This window comes from Streptomyces aurantiacus, assembly GCF_027107535.1.
GTDB lineage: Bacteria > Actinomycetota > Actinomycetes > Streptomycetales > Streptomycetaceae > Streptomyces.
In genome coordinates, this window is the sequence record NZ_CP114283.1 from 7,978,076 (window position 1) to 7,992,691 (window position 14,616).

At 70.0% G+C, this 14,616-nt stretch carries 14 protein-coding genes; 5 read left to right on the forward strand and 9 right to left on the reverse strand.

All coding sequences use genetic code 11. The features are described from left to right. Window positions 1–9: 9 nt before the first annotated feature. On the reverse strand, window positions 10–402 hold the full coding sequence (locus O1Q96_RS37125) for an SCO5389 family protein (protein WP_269252296.1): 393 nt from the start codon (window positions 400–402) through the stop codon (window positions 10–12). Window positions 403–689: 287 nt separating this feature from the next. Between O1Q96_RS37125 and nucS the strand changes: the two genes are divergently transcribed. Beyond that, complete coding sequence (gene nucS / locus O1Q96_RS37130) at window positions 690–1,370, forward strand: endonuclease NucS (RefSeq protein WP_217456811.1); 681 nt, start codon at window positions 690–692, stop codon at window positions 1,368–1,370. 101 nt (window positions 1,371–1,471) lie between these two features. Here nucS and O1Q96_RS37135 read toward each other — a convergent pair whose 3' ends face one another. From O1Q96_RS37135 to O1Q96_RS37145, 3 genes are all read right to left on the reverse strand, one after another. Further along, the gene (locus O1Q96_RS37135; RefSeq protein ID WP_269252297.1) at window positions 1,472–4,018 is read right to left on the reverse strand and encodes an ATP-binding protein; all 2,547 of its coding nucleotides are present in this window, start codon (window positions 4,016–4,018) and stop codon (window positions 1,472–1,474) included. 282 nt (window positions 4,019–4,300) lie between these two features. Beyond that, the gene (locus tag O1Q96_RS37140) at window positions 4,301–4,624 is read right to left on the reverse strand and encodes an STAS domain-containing protein (RefSeq protein ID WP_003997851.1); all 324 of its coding nucleotides are present in this window, start codon (window positions 4,622–4,624) and stop codon (window positions 4,301–4,303) included. A gap of 175 nt (window positions 4,625–4,799) precedes the next feature. Next, window positions 4,800–5,648, reverse strand: a complete 849-nt coding sequence (locus O1Q96_RS37145) for a 3-hydroxyacyl-CoA dehydrogenase family protein (protein WP_269252298.1) — start codon at window positions 5,646–5,648, stop codon at window positions 4,800–4,802. Window positions 5,649–5,983: 335 nt separating this feature from the next. Here O1Q96_RS37145 and O1Q96_RS37150 point away from each other — a divergent pair, with 335 nt between their 5' ends. Further along, the gene (locus O1Q96_RS37150; protein WP_217456814.1) at window positions 5,984–6,556 is read left to right on the forward strand and encodes a cob(I)yrinic acid a,c-diamide adenosyltransferase; all 573 of its coding nucleotides are present in this window, start codon (window positions 5,984–5,986) and stop codon (window positions 6,554–6,556) included. Here O1Q96_RS37150 and O1Q96_RS37155 read toward each other — a convergent pair. After that, entirely contained in the window at window positions 6,553–7,131 is a 579-nt protein-coding gene (locus tag O1Q96_RS37155; RefSeq protein WP_269252299.1) for a hypothetical protein, read from the reverse strand. The genes O1Q96_RS37150 and O1Q96_RS37155 overlap by 4 nt on opposite strands. A gap of 152 nt (window positions 7,132–7,283) precedes the next feature. Here O1Q96_RS37155 and O1Q96_RS37160 point away from each other — a divergent pair, with 152 nt between their 5' ends. The 3 genes from O1Q96_RS37160 (at window position 7,284) to O1Q96_RS37170 (ending at window position 11,065) form a co-directional block, all read left to right on the forward strand. Then, on the forward strand, window positions 7,284–8,483 hold the full coding sequence (locus tag O1Q96_RS37160) for a sensor histidine kinase (protein ID WP_269252300.1): 1,200 nt from the start codon (window positions 7,284–7,286) through the stop codon (window positions 8,481–8,483). After that, window positions 8,480–9,121 carry a response regulator gene (locus O1Q96_RS37165; protein WP_269252301.1) on the forward strand — a complete coding sequence of 214 codons (642 nt, stop codon included), beginning with the start codon at window positions 8,480–8,482 and terminating at the stop codon, window positions 9,119–9,121. The genes O1Q96_RS37160 and O1Q96_RS37165 overlap by 4 nt, the downstream gene beginning before the upstream one ends. A 105-nt stretch (window positions 9,122–9,226) precedes the next feature. Beyond that, window positions 9,227–11,065, forward strand: coding sequence for a glycoside hydrolase family 18 chitinase (locus O1Q96_RS37170; RefSeq protein WP_269252302.1), 1,839 nt, complete (start codon window positions 9,227–9,229; stop codon window positions 11,063–11,065). A 51-nt stretch (window positions 11,066–11,116) separates the two neighbouring features. Here the strand turns inward: O1Q96_RS37170 and O1Q96_RS37175 are convergent, their stop codons facing one another. From O1Q96_RS37175 to O1Q96_RS37190, 4 genes are all read right to left on the reverse strand, one after another. Beyond that, complete coding sequence (locus O1Q96_RS37175; protein ID WP_269252303.1) at window positions 11,117–11,563, reverse strand: DUF2550 domain-containing protein; 447 nt, start codon at window positions 11,561–11,563, stop codon at window positions 11,117–11,119. Between the two features lie 128 nt (window positions 11,564–11,691). Further along, entirely contained in the window at window positions 11,692–12,066 is a 375-nt protein-coding gene (locus tag O1Q96_RS37180) for a F0F1 ATP synthase subunit epsilon (RefSeq protein ID WP_217456820.1), read from the reverse strand. A gap of 194 nt (window positions 12,067–12,260) precedes the next feature. Beyond that, window positions 12,261–13,697: a F0F1 ATP synthase subunit beta gene (atpD, locus tag O1Q96_RS37185; RefSeq protein WP_269252304.1), complete on the reverse strand. Its 1,437-nt coding sequence runs from the start codon at window positions 13,695–13,697 to the stop codon at window positions 12,261–12,263. Then, complete coding sequence (locus O1Q96_RS37190; protein ID WP_269252305.1) at window positions 13,697–14,614, reverse strand: F0F1 ATP synthase subunit gamma; 918 nt, start codon at window positions 14,612–14,614, stop codon at window positions 13,697–13,699. The genes atpD and O1Q96_RS37190 overlap by 1 nt, the downstream gene beginning before the upstream one ends. Window positions 14,615–14,616: the final 2 nt, after the last annotated feature.

Here is a 14,616-nt window from a genome sequence, read left to right on the forward strand (position 1 = left end):
TCCACTGCCTCAGCAGTCCCGGAACTCCGGCGACTGGTTCAGCAGCTGACTGCGCACCGACGTGAAGCGGGCCAGAGTGTCGTCCACCGAGCCGTCCAGCGGGAACACTGCCACCCGGTGGCAGTTCTGGAAGGCCAGGCGTACGCCGAAGTGCCGCTGCAGCGCACCGCGTATCGCGTCGCTCGCGAGCGCACGCAGCAGCTGGCCACGCGCCTGCTCGTCCGGCGGAGGCGTCTGGTTGTCGGCGAAGTTGCCGCCGTCCACCTTCAGCTGAGCCACCAGGGAGCTGACCATCTCCCATGCGTAGGGCAGGGAGGTCCGGACGCAGTCGACGAATTCCGCTTCGTCGACCTCGCCTCGCTCGGCCTTTTCGAGTAGGGCCGGTGAGACGTCCAGCGACATGGGTTCTCCTCTCGCACCCCCTCGGCCGAGGGGGTTGACGGACAGGTAAGGAGACCGTGACGCCGAACACGCTGAGTACACGCGTCGCGACCTCCCGTTTATACGGTAGGCAACTGTTCGTGGCCGCACCAGGACATTGAGAAACCAGGCCAGTCCCAACGTGCACACAACCGGCCACTTTCGAACAGGGCTTATCCGGGGAAACAGGGGCGACCGGAAGAGTCGCGGTCAACGAGCCACCCGGGCGGATCGCGCCGACCCGTTCCGGTCGAGTAGCGTTGCCGACCATGCGTCTCGTCATTGCCCGCTGCTCCGTTGACTACGCGGGCCGGCTCACCGCCCATCTCCCGTCGGCCCCCCGCCTCATCCTCGTGAAGGCGGACGGCAGTGTCTCGATCCATGCGGACGACCGGGCCTACAAGCCCCTCAACTGGATGTCGCCGCCCTGCACTCTGAAGGAGGGTCCGGGGGACGGTGAAGGCACTGCGGGTGTCTGGACCGTCATCAACAAGGCGGGCGAGAAGCTCATCATCACCATGGAGGAGGTCCTCCACGACTCCTCGCACGAGCTCGGCGTGGACCCCGGCCTGATCAAGGACGGCGTGGAGGCGCACCTCCAGGAGCTCCTGGCCGACCGCATCGACACCCTCGGAGAGGGCTACTCGCTGATCCGCCGCGAGTACATGACGGCCATCGGCCCGGTCGACATCCTCTGCCGCGACGCGGAGGGCCGTACCGTCGCCGTGGAGATCAAGCGGCGCGGCGAGATCGACGGCGTGGAGCAACTGACGCGCTACCTGGAGCTGTTGAACCGCGACCCGCACCTCGCGCCGGTCCGCGGCATCTTCGCCGCCCAGGAGATCAAGCCCCAGGCGCGCGTCCTCGCCACGGACCGGGGCATCGGCTGCGCGGTCCTCGACTACAACGCGCTGCGGGGCATCGAGGACGACAAGCTGCGGCTGTTCTGACGGCCACGAGGCCGCTCGTACGGCATGACAGTGGGCCGGGTCCTGTGGAGGGACCCGGCCCACTGTCATGCCGTACGTACGCGGTCGTCGTGCCCCGCCGCTCAGATCACCGGCGACGTGCCGACCGTGCCGGAGCCGGCGGGTGCGCCGGTGTCCGCCGGGCTGCTCGCGACGCTGCCGGTCTCGGCCGGGCTGGATGCCGGGCCGCTGGCCGAGTCCGAGGTCTCCGGGGTCGACGGCGGTGTCTCGCTGGGCTCCCCGGAGGGCCCGGTCGGCGTAGGAGTCGGCGTCGGGGTCGGGGTGGGCGTCGGCGTGGGCGTCGGCTTCGGCGAGGTCGGCGGCCTGGGTGAGGTCGGCGGCTTCGTCGTGGACTTGCTCGGGCTCGGCTCCTTCGACCCGCTCGGGTCGTCCGACGGCTCGGTGCTCGCAGTCGGCGTCGGGTCGTCGTCGGTCCCGAGGACACCGTCCTCGCCCGGGTCGGCCGGCCGGTTCGTCGAGTCCGCGTCGCTGCTGCCCTTCCTCGGCCGTTCCGCGCCGAGTCCGTCGCCGCCCTCGCCCGCGCTGGCCGACGGGTTGACGCCGACCTTCTCCGACGGGGTGTTGTCGTCCGGGTTGGAGGTCGCTCCGAGCGTCACCACCGTGCCGAGCACGGCGGCGAGCAGAGCGCCCGCCCCGGCCGCCACCAGATTGCGCCGGGTGCCGTGGACCAGGCCCTTGACCCCGCCGGTCTTCGCCGAGGAGGAGGACCCGGTCCGGTGCGTGATCAGTGTGGCGGGCTCGCCGGGCCCCTGCAGCGAGGGGACCGGTGCGAACGCGGCCGGCACGCCTCCGGGCGGTGACGCCGACTCCTCGTACCGCGCGTCGGGCACCTCCTCGCCCGCGGTCGGGCCGATGCCCGCCGGGGGTGTGGCGCCCGCCGGAGGTGTGGTGCCCGAGCGGTCCGCGACCAGGGCGAGGGCACGTCGGCCCGCGACGGCGCCGCGCTTGTCCGCGAGGGCGCCGCGCAGGCCGATGGAGGCCTCCAGTTCGGCGCGGGCCCGGTCGAGCTGTCCGCCGCAGAGCGCCAGGATGCCCAACTCATGGTGGAAATAGGCTTGATCCGAGACCTCGCCGGAGAGCCGGGCCGCCTCGGCGCCGGAGCGCAGCGCACGCTCCCAGGCGCTCCAGTGCAGTCCCGCGGCGAACGCGGGCGCGGCCGTCCGGGCCAGCTCCACCGCGGTGGAGCTCTCCTCGTCCTCGGCGGGCGGGACGGTGACCGGCGCCAGGGCGGTCAGCGCGGCGAGCACGGCGTCCGCCTCTGCGGAGACCCGCTCCGGGGTGACGGACGGATGCCCGGCCCACCAGGCGTAGTGCCGGGCGGCGCTGTGGACCGTTTCCCCGACGTCGGAGGCGTAGCCCGCCGCTTCCAGCTGGGTCTGTACGCCGGCCGCGAGCCGGTAGTGCGAGCCGACCGGGGTGACGAGCGCGCAGCCGACGAGCTCCGCGAGCGCGGCGTCCGCGTGCGTGTCCCCCACGAGGGCGGGCAGATGCGCCTGGTGCGGGACCTCGCCGCCCAGCGCGACGGCGAAGCGCAGGGTCGCGCGCGCCGACTCGCTGAGCCGTGAGGCGAGCAGCGCGGCGGGCGCGGCACCCTCGGCGAGCGAGGGCAGCGGCACGTCGTGGCCGTCCTCGGCGTCGAAGGGCGCGTCCACGGGCGCGTCCTCGTAGTAGCCGAACTCGTCGAAGGCGCTCGGGTCGGCGCGCAGCTGGTCGCGCTGGCGCAGCAGGGCGCCGGCCTGGACGAAGCGCAGCGGGAGCCCCTCGGACTCGAACCACAGGTCACCGGCCCAGTTGGCCTCGTCCTCGGTCAGGACGCGGCCGACGGCCCGCTCCAGCAGTTCGAGACCGCCGCCGCGGCCGAGTCCGCCCAGGAAGACCTCTTCGAGGAGCGAGTCGGTGGACGGTGCGGCGATCTCGGGTGTCGCGGAGACCAGGAAGGCGCACTCGGGTGTCGCGTCGAGCAGGTCGTCGAGCGCGCTGCCGCCGAACTCCACGTCGTCCAGGACGACGACCGCGCCGATCTCGTGGACGAGGGCGAGCAGTTCGTCCTGTTCCGGCCGGTGCAGCGGGGCGTTGTGGACGGCCGCGAAGAGGTCGTGCAGCAGGTCGTCCGCCGTACGGCGGTGGCCGCTGAGGCGGACCACGCCGTCGGGCGCGAGGTCCGCGCAGTCGTCGGCGACGGCGTCCAGGAGCACGGTCCGGCCCGAGCCCGAGGGCCCGGTGAGCCGTACGGAGCGTCCCCGCGCGAGCAGGCGTACGAGCCTCTCGCGCTCCTCCTGGCGCTCCAGGAGCGGCAGTCTGGCCGGCGAGGCCCCGGGGGGCACGGGCGGTCGGTTCGAGCGGGCCGCCTCGGCCCGCTCGGCTGCGCTGAACTTCGTGGGCCGCGGCGGCCGCTCGCCCGGCGGGCAGAGCTCGATCTCGCTGCCGTCGACGGGGTTGACGGTGAGCAGGTGATCGCCCGCGACGAGCTGCACGGTGCGGGCCAGTGCCGGCGTGTGCGGGGCGCTCCCCTGCCCCAGCACGTGCGTCAGAGGATCGCGTGGTGGGCGCTGTCGCGGCGCCGAGTCGTCGTGGCCGTACTCTTCGGGTCCCCGGTTCATCGGGTCCATAGGTCCAAGCCCCCCAAAAGCGTCGTGTGCCGAGCCCCTCCCGGCCTTGCCGCACACTGCGCTGTCGCTTCTGGTCCGGTGCCCGCTCACGGGTTCGTCATTACGCGGGCAGCCGAACCCTAAACCTTCGCACAGTATCTACGAACACACGGGGTACCGCGCCGTCCGAGACGTCACAGCTTCGTGAGGATTGTTCACCGGGTACGGGTTCGTACGCGGCTTCCTATCCGATCTTCGCCGTTTGCGACAGTGACGCCGTGTCACATCCGGAGAGGGGCGGAATCACACACGGGGCAGCGATTCGACGCCGATTCCGCCCTCGATCGCCAGGATCCGGTGGAGGCGGGTGGCCACCAGCAGGCGCTGCATCTGCGGCGGGACGCCGCGCAGCACAAGCCTCCGGCCGCACCGCCCCGCCCGCCGGTGGGCCCCCATGATGACACCGAGCCCGGTGGCGTCCCAGGAGTCCAGCTCTGACAGGTCGAGCACCAGGTCGCCGGCTCCGTCGTCGACGGCCGAGTGCAGGACCGTACGGGCGTCCGCCGCGCTGCGGACGTCGAGGCGGCCCCCGACGACCAGCTCGGCGTGGTCGCCCCTGATGTGCATATGCGCTCCCCGAGAGTGCGTATTCGTACTCAGCGTCTTCGTCGTGCCCTGTGTTGCCAGGACTGACTGCCGTACCGGGGCAGAAGTTGCCCTCTGTGAGCGAACCGATACCGAATTCACTCCTACGAGTGGCGCCGTGACCGGTCGAAGATCACCAACAGAGTCAGTACGTGCATCAGTACGTGTAGAAGCCCTGCCCGCTCTTGCGCCCGATGTCACCGGCATCAACCATCCGGCGCATCAGTTCCGGCGGTGCGAACTTCTCGTCCTGGGACTCGGTGTAGATGTTGCCCGTCGCGTGCAGCAGGATGTCGACGCCCGTGAGGTCGGCGGTGGCGAGGGGTCCCATGGCGTGACCGAAGCCCAGCTTGCAGGCGAGGTCGATGTCCTCGGCGGTGGCCACGCCCGACTCGTACAGCTTGGCCGCCTCGACGACGAGGGCCGAGATGAGCCGGGTGGTCACGAAGCCCGCCACGTCACGGTTGACGACGATGCAGGTCTTGCCGACCGACTCGGCGAACTCCCGGGCGGTGGCGAGCGTTTCGTCGCTCGTCTTGTAGCCGCGGACGAGCTCGCAGAGCTGCATCATCGGGACCGGCGAGAAGAAGTGGACGCCGACGACGCGCTCCGGGCGCCCGGTGGCCGCCGCGATCTTGGTGATCGGGATGGCGGAGGTGTTGGAGGCCAGTACGGTCTCGTCCTTCACCAGCCCGTCGAGCGTCCGGAAGATCTCGTGCTTGACTTCCAGCTTCTCGAAGACGGCCTCGACGACGATGTCGGCGTCGGCGGCCGCGTCCAGATCGGTGGTCGTGGTGATGCACCCCAGCGCCGCCCCGGCCGCGTCCGCGTCCAGCTTCCCCTTGCTCACGAACCTGTCGAACGAGGCCTTGATGCCGTCGGTGCCACGGGTCAGCGCCTCGTCGGTGACATCCCGCAGGACGACGTCCCAGCCGGCCTGCGCCGAGACCTGGGCGATACCGGAACCCATGAGTCCGGCTCCGATGACGGCGAGCTTCCGTGCCACAGTCCGACTCCCCTTAACACGCTGTTCAAATTGCCTCTTCGGCGGACCCTAGCGTCCGTGAGGGGCTGTGTGACCGGGAAGTAACGCGCGTCACGTCTCATCTGACGGACATCACACCGAGAGGCTCATTGCGCCGCCCGTACGGCGTAGTTGAGGACCTTCTCACGCAAAAGGTCCCCCATGTCCGCAAGGAGGACCGACACCCCCGGGACACCTCGGACGGAGGAGCGGCGCCCGGTCCCCCGTCCGCTTCGGCGTCGTCGGCGGCGGCTGCCTCGCCGTGACGGTGGGCACACCTGCGCTCCGGACGACGGGGGCGTAACTACGCTGGCCGCATGGTCAATCTGACGCGCATCTACACCAGGACCGGCGACCGGGGCACGACGGCCCTCGGCGACATGAGCCGGACCGCGAAGACGGATCTGCGGATCTCGGCGTACGCGGACACCAACGAGGCGAACGCGGTCATCGGTACGGCGATCGCTCTCGGCGGCCTCGACGAGGAGGTCGTGAAGGTCCTCACCCGCGTCCAGAACGACCTGTTCGACGTGGGCGCCGACCTGTCCACCCCGGTCGTCGAGAAGCCCGAGTTCCCGCCGCTGCGCGTCGAGCAGTTCTACGTCGACAAGCTGGAGGCGGACTGCGACCACTTCAACGGGCAGTTGGAGAAGCTCCGCTCCTTCATCCTCCCCGGCGGCACGCCCGGCGCGGCCCTCCTCCACCAGGCGTGCACGGTGGTCCGCCGGGCCGAGCGGTCGACCTGGGCGGCGCTGGAGGCCCACGGCGAGGTGATGAACGCGCTGACGGCGACCTACCTCAACCGCCTGTCCGACCTCCTGTTCATCCTGGCCAGGACGGCGAACAAGGAGGTCGGGGACGTGCTGTGGGTCCCGGGCGGTGAGCGCTAGCGCTTGGTCAGCGTCCGGGCCGGCTGTTCCTGAGCCGTGCCCGCGGGGGCCTTCTTCGGCCAGATCGCGTACGTCAGGGCGATCAGGCCGTGGATGCCCGCGGCCCGCCACGCCATGTACCGCCAGCTCTCCAGCGATCCGGTGCTGCCCGGGTCGTCGACGTACCAGATGGCGATCTGCAGCAGGGCGGTCGCAACGGCCGCGGCCGTCACCGTGCCGAGCCACACCTTGCCCTCGTGCCGGGCCCGGGCCATGCCGTACTTCGGCGGGCCGGCCGGCCGCTCGGCGCCGGCGAGACGGTGGGCCGCGTGGCCGTCGAGCCATTTCACCGTCCGGTGGCCGTGCCCGACGGTGTAGCCGATGTAGAGCGCGGCCAGTCCGTGTTTCCAGCTCGGCTCGGCGCCGTCCTTCAGGTCCAGTGCGGTGACCACCAGCAGGACGATCTCCAGCAGTGGCTCGCACAGCAGCAGGGTCATACCCGTGCGGGGCATCTTCAGCAGGTAGCGGAAGGCCAGACCCGCGGCCAGCAGCACCCAGAAGCCGACTTCACAGACGATGATCAGCGTGACGATCACGACTCGCTCCTCTCGGTCACCCTTCCAGGCTCCCGTCGATCCGGGCCCTGCTCGTCGTCGCCAGTGACGAAACGGCACTGCATCCTTCGATGTAGCGGAGGACCGTCCCCCGGGATCAGGCGCCGGGCGCGCACTGCGTGTTGGATGGAGTCATGGCCGTACGACTCCCCCGCCCCCACCGCGACGACGTGCGGATCGCGCTCGCGGGTCTGCTCGGCGGCCTCCTGCTGTGGGCCATCGGTCTCGGCACCCGGCCGGACGACGAGCCGATCGTGCTCTGGGCCGGCTCTTGGCCGGTCCTGCTGCCGCTCTGTGTGATGGCCGGCTGCGAACTGCTGCGCCGGGTCCGCCCGCGTACGGTCCTCCTGGTCGGCACGGTCGCCCTGGCCTGCGACACCGTCACGCAGGGCAGCCTGGTCACCGTCGTCATGTTCACGGACCTCGTGTACGCGTCCGTGCTGTACGGGCCGCCCGCCTCGGCCCGCCGTATCCCCTGGATCATGGGGCTGCTCTCGGTGATCGGCACCGTGGTGCCCACCGCCGTGTGGCGTGTCCCGGAGGCGGTGCTGATCGGCGTGATCATCGGCCTGGTGACGCTCGCGCCCGCCGCCACCGGCTGGATCGTCCGCAACCACCGCGACGCCGCCGAGGCCGCCCGCCTGCGCGCCCAGCAGACCGCCCTGCTCGCCGAAATGGACCGCAGCCAGGCCGTCAGCGCCGAACGCGCGCGCATGGCAAGGGAGTTGCACGACATGGTGGCCAACCACCTGTCGGCGATCGCCATCCACTCCACGGCGGCGCTCTCCCTCGACGACCCGGACACCTCGAAGGAGGCCCTCGGTGTCGTCCGCGAGAACAGCGTCGCGGGGCTCGCGGAGATGCGCCGCCTCATCGGCATCCTGCGCGACAGCAGCGGCGACACGGAGCCGGTCGCCGCGCCCACTCTCGGCGGGCTCGGCGCGCTCGTGGACCACGCCCGCGCCAACGGCCTCGACGTGCACCTCGACTGCACGCACACGTCGCTGCCGGCCCCGGTCGAGATGGCCGCCTACCGCATAGTGCAGGAATCCCTGACCAACGCCCTCAAGCACGCCTCCCCCGGCCGGGTCACCGTCGCCCTCGTCCAGCGCGAGCACGCCCTGGACGTGCGCGTCACCAGCCCGTTCGGCGGCGCCCGGGACAGCGGCCCGCGCGCTCCGGGATCCGGCGCGGGCCTGGTCGGGATGAGCGAGCGGGTCGCCCTGCTGCACGGCACGTTCGAGGCCGGCCCCGAAGGCCCCGAAGACCTGGAGGGCGGCAAGATCTGGACGGTCCGCGCCACCCTGCCGATCACCGAAGGAGAGACCGAATGATCCGTGTGCTCGTCGCCGAGGACCAGTCCGCAGTTCGCGCGGGCCTCGTCCTCATCCTGCGCAGCGCCCCCGACATCGAGGTGGTCGGCGAGGCCGCGGACGGCGAGCAGGCGGTGTCCCTGGCCAGGGAGCTGCGGCCGGACCTGGTCCTGATGGACGTCCAGATGCCCCGGCTCGACGGCGTCTCCGCCACCCGTCAGGTCGTCGGCGAGAACCTCGCCGACGTCCTCGTACTGACGACCTTCGACCTCGACGAGTACGTGTTCGGCGCGCTGCGCGCGGGCGCCTGTGGCTTCCTCCTGAAGAACACGGAGGCCCGTCAACTCCTCGAAGCGGTCCGCACGGTGGCGCGCGGCGAGGGCCTGATCTCGCCCGCGGTCACCCGGCGTCTGATCGCGGAGTTCGCCGCGAAGCCGGTGCGCGAGCCGTCGGTCGACCCGGCCGTCCTCGACGCGCTGACCCGACGGGAGCGGGAGGTCCTCTCCTGCCTCGGCGAGGGCCTGTCCAACGCGGAGATCGGAGTACGCCTGGACATGGCGGAGGCCACGGTGAAAACCCACGTCAGCCGCCTCCTGGGGAAGCTGGAGCTGCGCAGCCGGGTCCAAGCGGCCGTGCTGGCGCAGGAGTTGGGCGTGTAACAAGTAGCCACCCCGGAACGCCTCAATGGTCTGGACCTATTGACCTATGGTCCAGACCTTTCTATTGTCCTGCGCACCTCATCAAACTCCCCCAAGGAGACGCGGATGCGCCTCGGACACAGACTTGGACACAGAGCCGTGGCAGGGCTCACCACCCTGCTGCTGCCGTTCGCCGCCCTGGTCGGGCTCGCGAGCCCCGCCTCCGCCGCCACGTCGGCGACCGCCACCTATGCCAAGACCCAGGACTGGGGGTCCGGCTTCGAGGGCAAGTGGACCGTCAAGAACACGGGCACCACGGCCATCAGCTCCTGGACCGTCGAGTGGGACTTCCCCTCGGGCACCTCGGTCACCTCCGCCTGGGACGCCGACGTCACCAGCTCCGGCACCCACTGGACCGCCAGGAACAAGTCCTGGAACGGCACCCTCGCACCGGGCGCCTCCCTCTCCTTCGGCTTCAACGGCTCGGGCTCCGGGTCCCCCGCCAACTGCAAGCTCAACGGCGGCAGTTGTGACGGCGGCCCCACGGTTCCGGGCGACAACCCGCCTTCGGCGCCGGGCAAGCCGACCGCCTCCGGCATCACCGACACCTCGGTGAAGCTCGCCTGGAGCGCGGCCACCGACGACAAGGGCGTCAAGAACTACGACGTCCTGCGCGACGGCGCCAAGGTCGCCACGGTGACCGGAACCTCGTACAGCGACACCGGCCTGACCGCCGGCAGCGACTACTCGTACACCGTCCAGGCCCGTGACACCGCCGACCAGACGGGACCGGTGAGCGGCTCGACCGCCGTGCGCACCACCGGCGGGACCACCGACCCGCCACCCACCGGCGACAAGGTCAAGCTCGGCTACTTCACCGAGTGGGGCGTCTACGGCCGCAACTACCACGTGAAGAACCTGGTCACCTCCGGCTCCGCGTCGAAGATCACCCACATCAACTACGCGTTCGGCAACGTCAAGGGCGGCAAGTGCGTCCTCGACGACGCGTACGCGGCCACCGACAAGGCGTACACCGCCGACCAGTCCGTCAGCGGCACCGCCGACACCTGGGACCAGCCGCTGCGCGGCAACTTCAACCAGCTCCGCCAGCTGAAGGCCAAGTACCCGCACATCAAGGTGCTGTACTCGTTCGGCGGCTGGACCTACTCGGGCGGCTTCGGTGAGGCCGCCGCCAACCCGGCAGCCTTCGCCAAGTCCTGCAAGGCGGTCGTCGAGGACCCGCGCTGGGCCGACGTCTTCGACGGCATCGACATCGACTGGGAGTACCCGAACGCCTGCGGCCTGAGCTGCGACACCTCCGGCTTCAGCTCGTTCAAGACGCTCAGCCAGGCGCTGCGCACCGAGTTCGGCCCGAACTACCTGGTCACGGCGGCCATCACGGCGGACGGCTCGTCCGGCGGCAAGATCGACGCGGCCGACTACGGCGGCGCCTCGCAGTACCTCGACTGGTACAACGTGATGACGTACGACTACTTCGGCGCCTTCACCCCCGCCGGCCCGACCGCCCCGCACTCCCCGCTGACCTCGTACGCGGGCATCCCGGCGGCCGGCTTCAACTCGGCCGACGCGATCGCCAAGCTCAAGGCCAAGGGCGTACCGGCGAAGAAGCTGCTGCTCGGCATCGGGTTCTACGGCCGCGGCTGGACCGGGGTCACCCAGTCCGCCCCCGGCGGCACGGCGACCGGCGCGGCACCCGGCACGTACGAGGCGGGCATCGAGGACTACAAGATCCTCAAGAACTCCTGCCCCGCCACCGGCACCATCGCCGGCACGGCTTACGCGCACTGCGGCAGCAACTGGTGGAGCTACGACACCCCGGCCACCATCGGCACGAAGATGACCTGGGCCAAGAACCAGGGCCTGGGCGGCGCGTTCTTCTGGGAGTTCAGCGGCGACACCACGGGCGGTGAGCTGGTGAGCGCGGTCAGCAACGGCCTGAAGTAGCACGCTCCCCCGGGGCTCGTCCCGGGACCCCCACTCAGCGGGTGCACGTGGTCACGCCACGTTCACCCGCTGTCCGGGTGGGGCCGCCTCCAGCCACGCGAGGAAGCCGGTCAGCGCGTCCTCGCTCATCGCCAGTTCCAGGCGCGTACCACGATGGACGCAGGCGAGGATGATCGCGTCGGAGAGCAGCGCCAGCTCCTCCTCGCCGTCGGGGGCGCGACGGCCCGCCACCTCGATCGCCGAACGTTCGAGGACGCGGCGCGGCCGGAGGGCGTACGAGAAGACACGGAACCACTCGATCCGGTCACCGTTGTAGCGGGCGATGCCGTAGCCCCAGCCTTTGCCGCTGGTGTCGCTCTTCTCCGGGACGTTCCAGCGGAGGCTGCAGTCGAAGGTGCCGCCCGAACGCTGGATCACTCTGCGACGCAGGCCGAAGACGAAGAGTCCGATCGCCACCAGCGCTACTACCGACCCGGCCACAGTCAGAGCGAGGACCATCGACACCGACCTCCTCGTCTCCTAGGTAACGGAAAGGAAAAAAGCACCTGCATCGCCTCAGCCGCGACCCGGTCCGGAGAAGCTCCGGTCCTGGCCGCGGCTGAGTCAGTTCCTGTGGCGCGCCGGTTTCAGTGCGCCGACACCGCCCGCAGTCGGACGTCCGCGCGACGCTCGGCGGACGCGTCCGCGTCCGACTTCGCGCGCTCGAGCGCCCGCTCCGCACGCTGGACATCGATCTCGTCCGACAGCTCGGCGATCTCGGCCAGCAGGGACAGCTTGTTGTCAGCGAACGAGATGAAACCGCCGTGCACCGCGGCGACGACCGTTCCACCATCACTCGTACGGATGGTCACCGGGCCCGACTCCAGCACACCGAGCAGCGGCTGGTGACCGGGCATGACGCCGATGTCGCCGGACGTGGTACGCGCGACGACCAGGGTGGCCTCGCCGGACCAGACACTGCGGTCCGCGGCGACGAGCTCGACGTGCAGCTCAGCAGCCAAGGTGGGCTCCTCGGGTCACCACCCGGCCGTTGCCGCCGGGTGTTGGGTCTAAGTCTAATAGGGCTCCGGGCACCGGAGGTGCCGGGCCCCGCCCGGCCTCTCGGCCGGGGGTCCGGGGGTGGTCCCCGGGATATGCAGCGCAGGTGTGGATGAGGGGGCGGGACGGGCCCGCCCCCTCATCGAGAACACGAGGTTCAGGAGACGCCGAGTTCCTTGGCGTTGGCCTTGAGGTCCTCGATGCCACCGCACATGAAGAACGCCTGCTCCGGGAAGTGGTCGTACTCGCCGTCGATGATCGCGTTGAAGGCCGCGATCGACTCCTCCAGCGGGACGTCCGACCCGTCGACGCCGGTGAACTGCTTGGCGGCGTGGGTGTTCTGGGACAGGAAGCGCTCCACGCGACGGGCACGGTGGACAACGAGCTTGTCCTCCTCGCCGAGCTCGTCGATACCGAGGATCGCGATGATGTCCTGGAGGTCCTTGTACTTCTGCAGGACCGTCTTGACGCGCATGGCGGCGTCGTAGTGGTCCTGCGCGATGTAGCGCGGGTCCAGGATGCGGGACGTGGAGTCCAGCGGGTCCACGGCCGGGTAGATGCCCTTCTCGGAGATCGGACGGGAGAGAACCGTCGTCGCGTCGAGGTGGGCGAACGTGGTGGCCGGGGCCGGGTCGGTCAGGTCGTCCGCGGGGACGTAGATCGCCTGCATCGACGTGATCGAGTGACCACGCGTCGAGGTGATGCGCTCCTGCAACTGACCCATCTCGTCGGCCAGGGTCGGCTGGTAACCCACCGCGGACGGCATACGGCCGAGCAGCGTGGAGACCTCGGAACCGGCCTGGGTGAAGCGGAAGATGTTGTCGATGAAGAACAGCACGTCCTGCTTCTGCACATCGCGGAAGTACTCCGCCATGGTCAGACCGGCCAGCGCCACACGCAGACGGGTGCCCGGGGGCTCGTCCATCTGACCGAAGACAAGAGCGGTCTTGTCGAGAACACCGCTCTCTTCCATCTCCGCGATGAGGTCGTTGCCCTCACGGGTGCGCTCACCGACACCCGCGAAGACGGAGACGCCCTCGTGGAGGTTGGCGACACGCATGATCATTTCCTGGATCAGCACGGTCTTGCCGACACCGGCACCACCGAACAGACCGATCTTGCCGCCCTTGACGTACGGCGTGAGAAGGTCGACGACCTTCAGGCCCGTCTCGAACATCTCGGTCTTCGGCTCGAGCTGGTCGAACGCGGGGGCCTTGCGGTGGATGGTCCACCGGTCGCCCTCGTACGTCTCGTCGGAGTTCAGCACCTCGCCGAGGGTGTTGAACACCTTGCCCTTGGTGAAGTCACCGACCGGGACGGAGATGCCCGTGCCCGTGTCGGTCACCGCGGCCTGGCGGACCAGACCGTCGGTGGGCTGCATGGAGATGGTGCGGACCAGACCGTCACCCAGGTGCTGGGCGACCTCAAGGGTCAGCGTCTTCTTCTCGCCGGCGTTGGCCGGGTCGGCCACCTCGACGTGAAGGGCGTTGTAGATCTCCGGCATGGCGTCGACGGGGAATTCCACGTCGACGACCGGGCCGATGACCCGGGCGACGCGGCCCGTGGCAACGGCCGTCTCAACTGTCGTCGTCATTACCTGTCACTCCCCGCGGTCGCGTCGGCGAGGGCTGCGGTGCCACCGACGATCTCGCTGATTTCCTGGGTGATTTCGGCCTGGCGGGCCGCGTTGGCAGATCGGGAGAGTGAAGTGATCAGGTCTCCCGCGTTGTCGGTCGCCGACTTCATCGCGCGGCGCGTGGCGGCGTGCTTGGAGGCAGCCGACTGGAGCAGCGCGTTGTAGATACGGCTCTCGACGTACCGCGGCAGAAGGGCGTCGAGGACGTCCTCCGCCGACGGCTCGAAGTCGTACAGCGGAAGGATCTCGTCCTTGTTGGACGTCTCCTCCGCCACCTCGTCGAGGCTGAGCGGCAGCAGACGGCTGTCGATCGCCGTCTGCGTCATCATCGAGACGAACTCGGTGTAGACGATGTGGATCTCGTCCACGCCGCCCTCCGCCGTCTCCTTCTCGATGGCCTCGATCAACGGGACCGCGACGTTCTTCGCGTCCCCGTACGAGGGCTCGTCGGTGAAGCCCGCCCACGACTCCGAGACCTTGCGCTCCCGGAAGTTGTAGTGGGCCAGACCACGGCGGCCGACGATGTACGTGTCGACCTCCTTGCCCTCGGCCTCGAGACGGGCGGTCAGCCTCTCCGCCGCCTTGATGGCGTTGGAGTTGAACGCGCCGGCCAGTCCGCGGTCGCTCGTGAGCAGCAGCACCGCGGAACGGGTCGCCGTCTCAGCCTCCGTGGTCAGCGGGTGCTGGGTGTTCGAACCGGTCCCGACCGCCGTGACCGCGCGGGTGAGCTCGGTCGCGTACGGCGTGGAGGCCGCCACCTTGCGCTGCGCCTTGACGACGCGCGAGGCGGCGATCATCTCCATCGCCTTGGTGATCTTCTTGGTCGCGGTGACGGATTTGATGCGACGCTTGTAGACCCGGAGCTGGGCTCCCATGA

Coding starts and splice junctions, on each gene's coding strand:
- O1Q96_RS37125 (WP_269252296.1), bottom strand. CDS start 402: ATGTCGCTGGACGTCTCACCGGCCCTACTCGAAAAGGCCGAGCGAGGC.
- nucS (WP_217456811.1), top strand. CDS start 690: ATGCGTCTCGTCATTGCCCGCTGCTCCGTTGACTACGCGGGCCGGCTC.
- O1Q96_RS37135 (WP_269252297.1), bottom strand. CDS start 4,018: ATGGACCCGATGAACCGGGGACCCGAAGAGTACGGCCACGACGACTCG.
- O1Q96_RS37140 (WP_003997851.1), bottom strand. CDS start 4,624: ATGCACATCAGGGGCGACCACGCCGAGCTGGTCGTCGGGGGCCGCCTC.
- O1Q96_RS37150 (WP_217456814.1), top strand. CDS start 5,984: ATGGTCAATCTGACGCGCATCTACACCAGGACCGGCGACCGGGGCACG.
- O1Q96_RS37160 (WP_269252300.1), top strand. CDS start 7,284: ATGGCCGTACGACTCCCCCGCCCCCACCGCGACGACGTGCGGATCGCG.
- O1Q96_RS37165 (WP_269252301.1), top strand. CDS start 8,480: ATGATCCGTGTGCTCGTCGCCGAGGACCAGTCCGCAGTTCGCGCGGGC.
- O1Q96_RS37170 (WP_269252302.1), top strand. CDS start 9,227: ATGCGCCTCGGACACAGACTTGGACACAGAGCCGTGGCAGGGCTCACC.
- O1Q96_RS37175 (WP_269252303.1), bottom strand. CDS start 11,563: ATGGTCCTCGCTCTGACTGTGGCCGGGTCGGTAGTAGCGCTGGTGGCG.
- atpD (WP_269252304.1), bottom strand. CDS start 13,697: ATGACGACGACAGTTGAGACGGCCGTTGCCACGGGCCGCGTCGCCCGG.
- O1Q96_RS37190 (WP_269252305.1), bottom strand. CDS start 14,614: ATGGGAGCCCAGCTCCGGGTCTACAAGCGTCGCATCAAATCCGTCACC.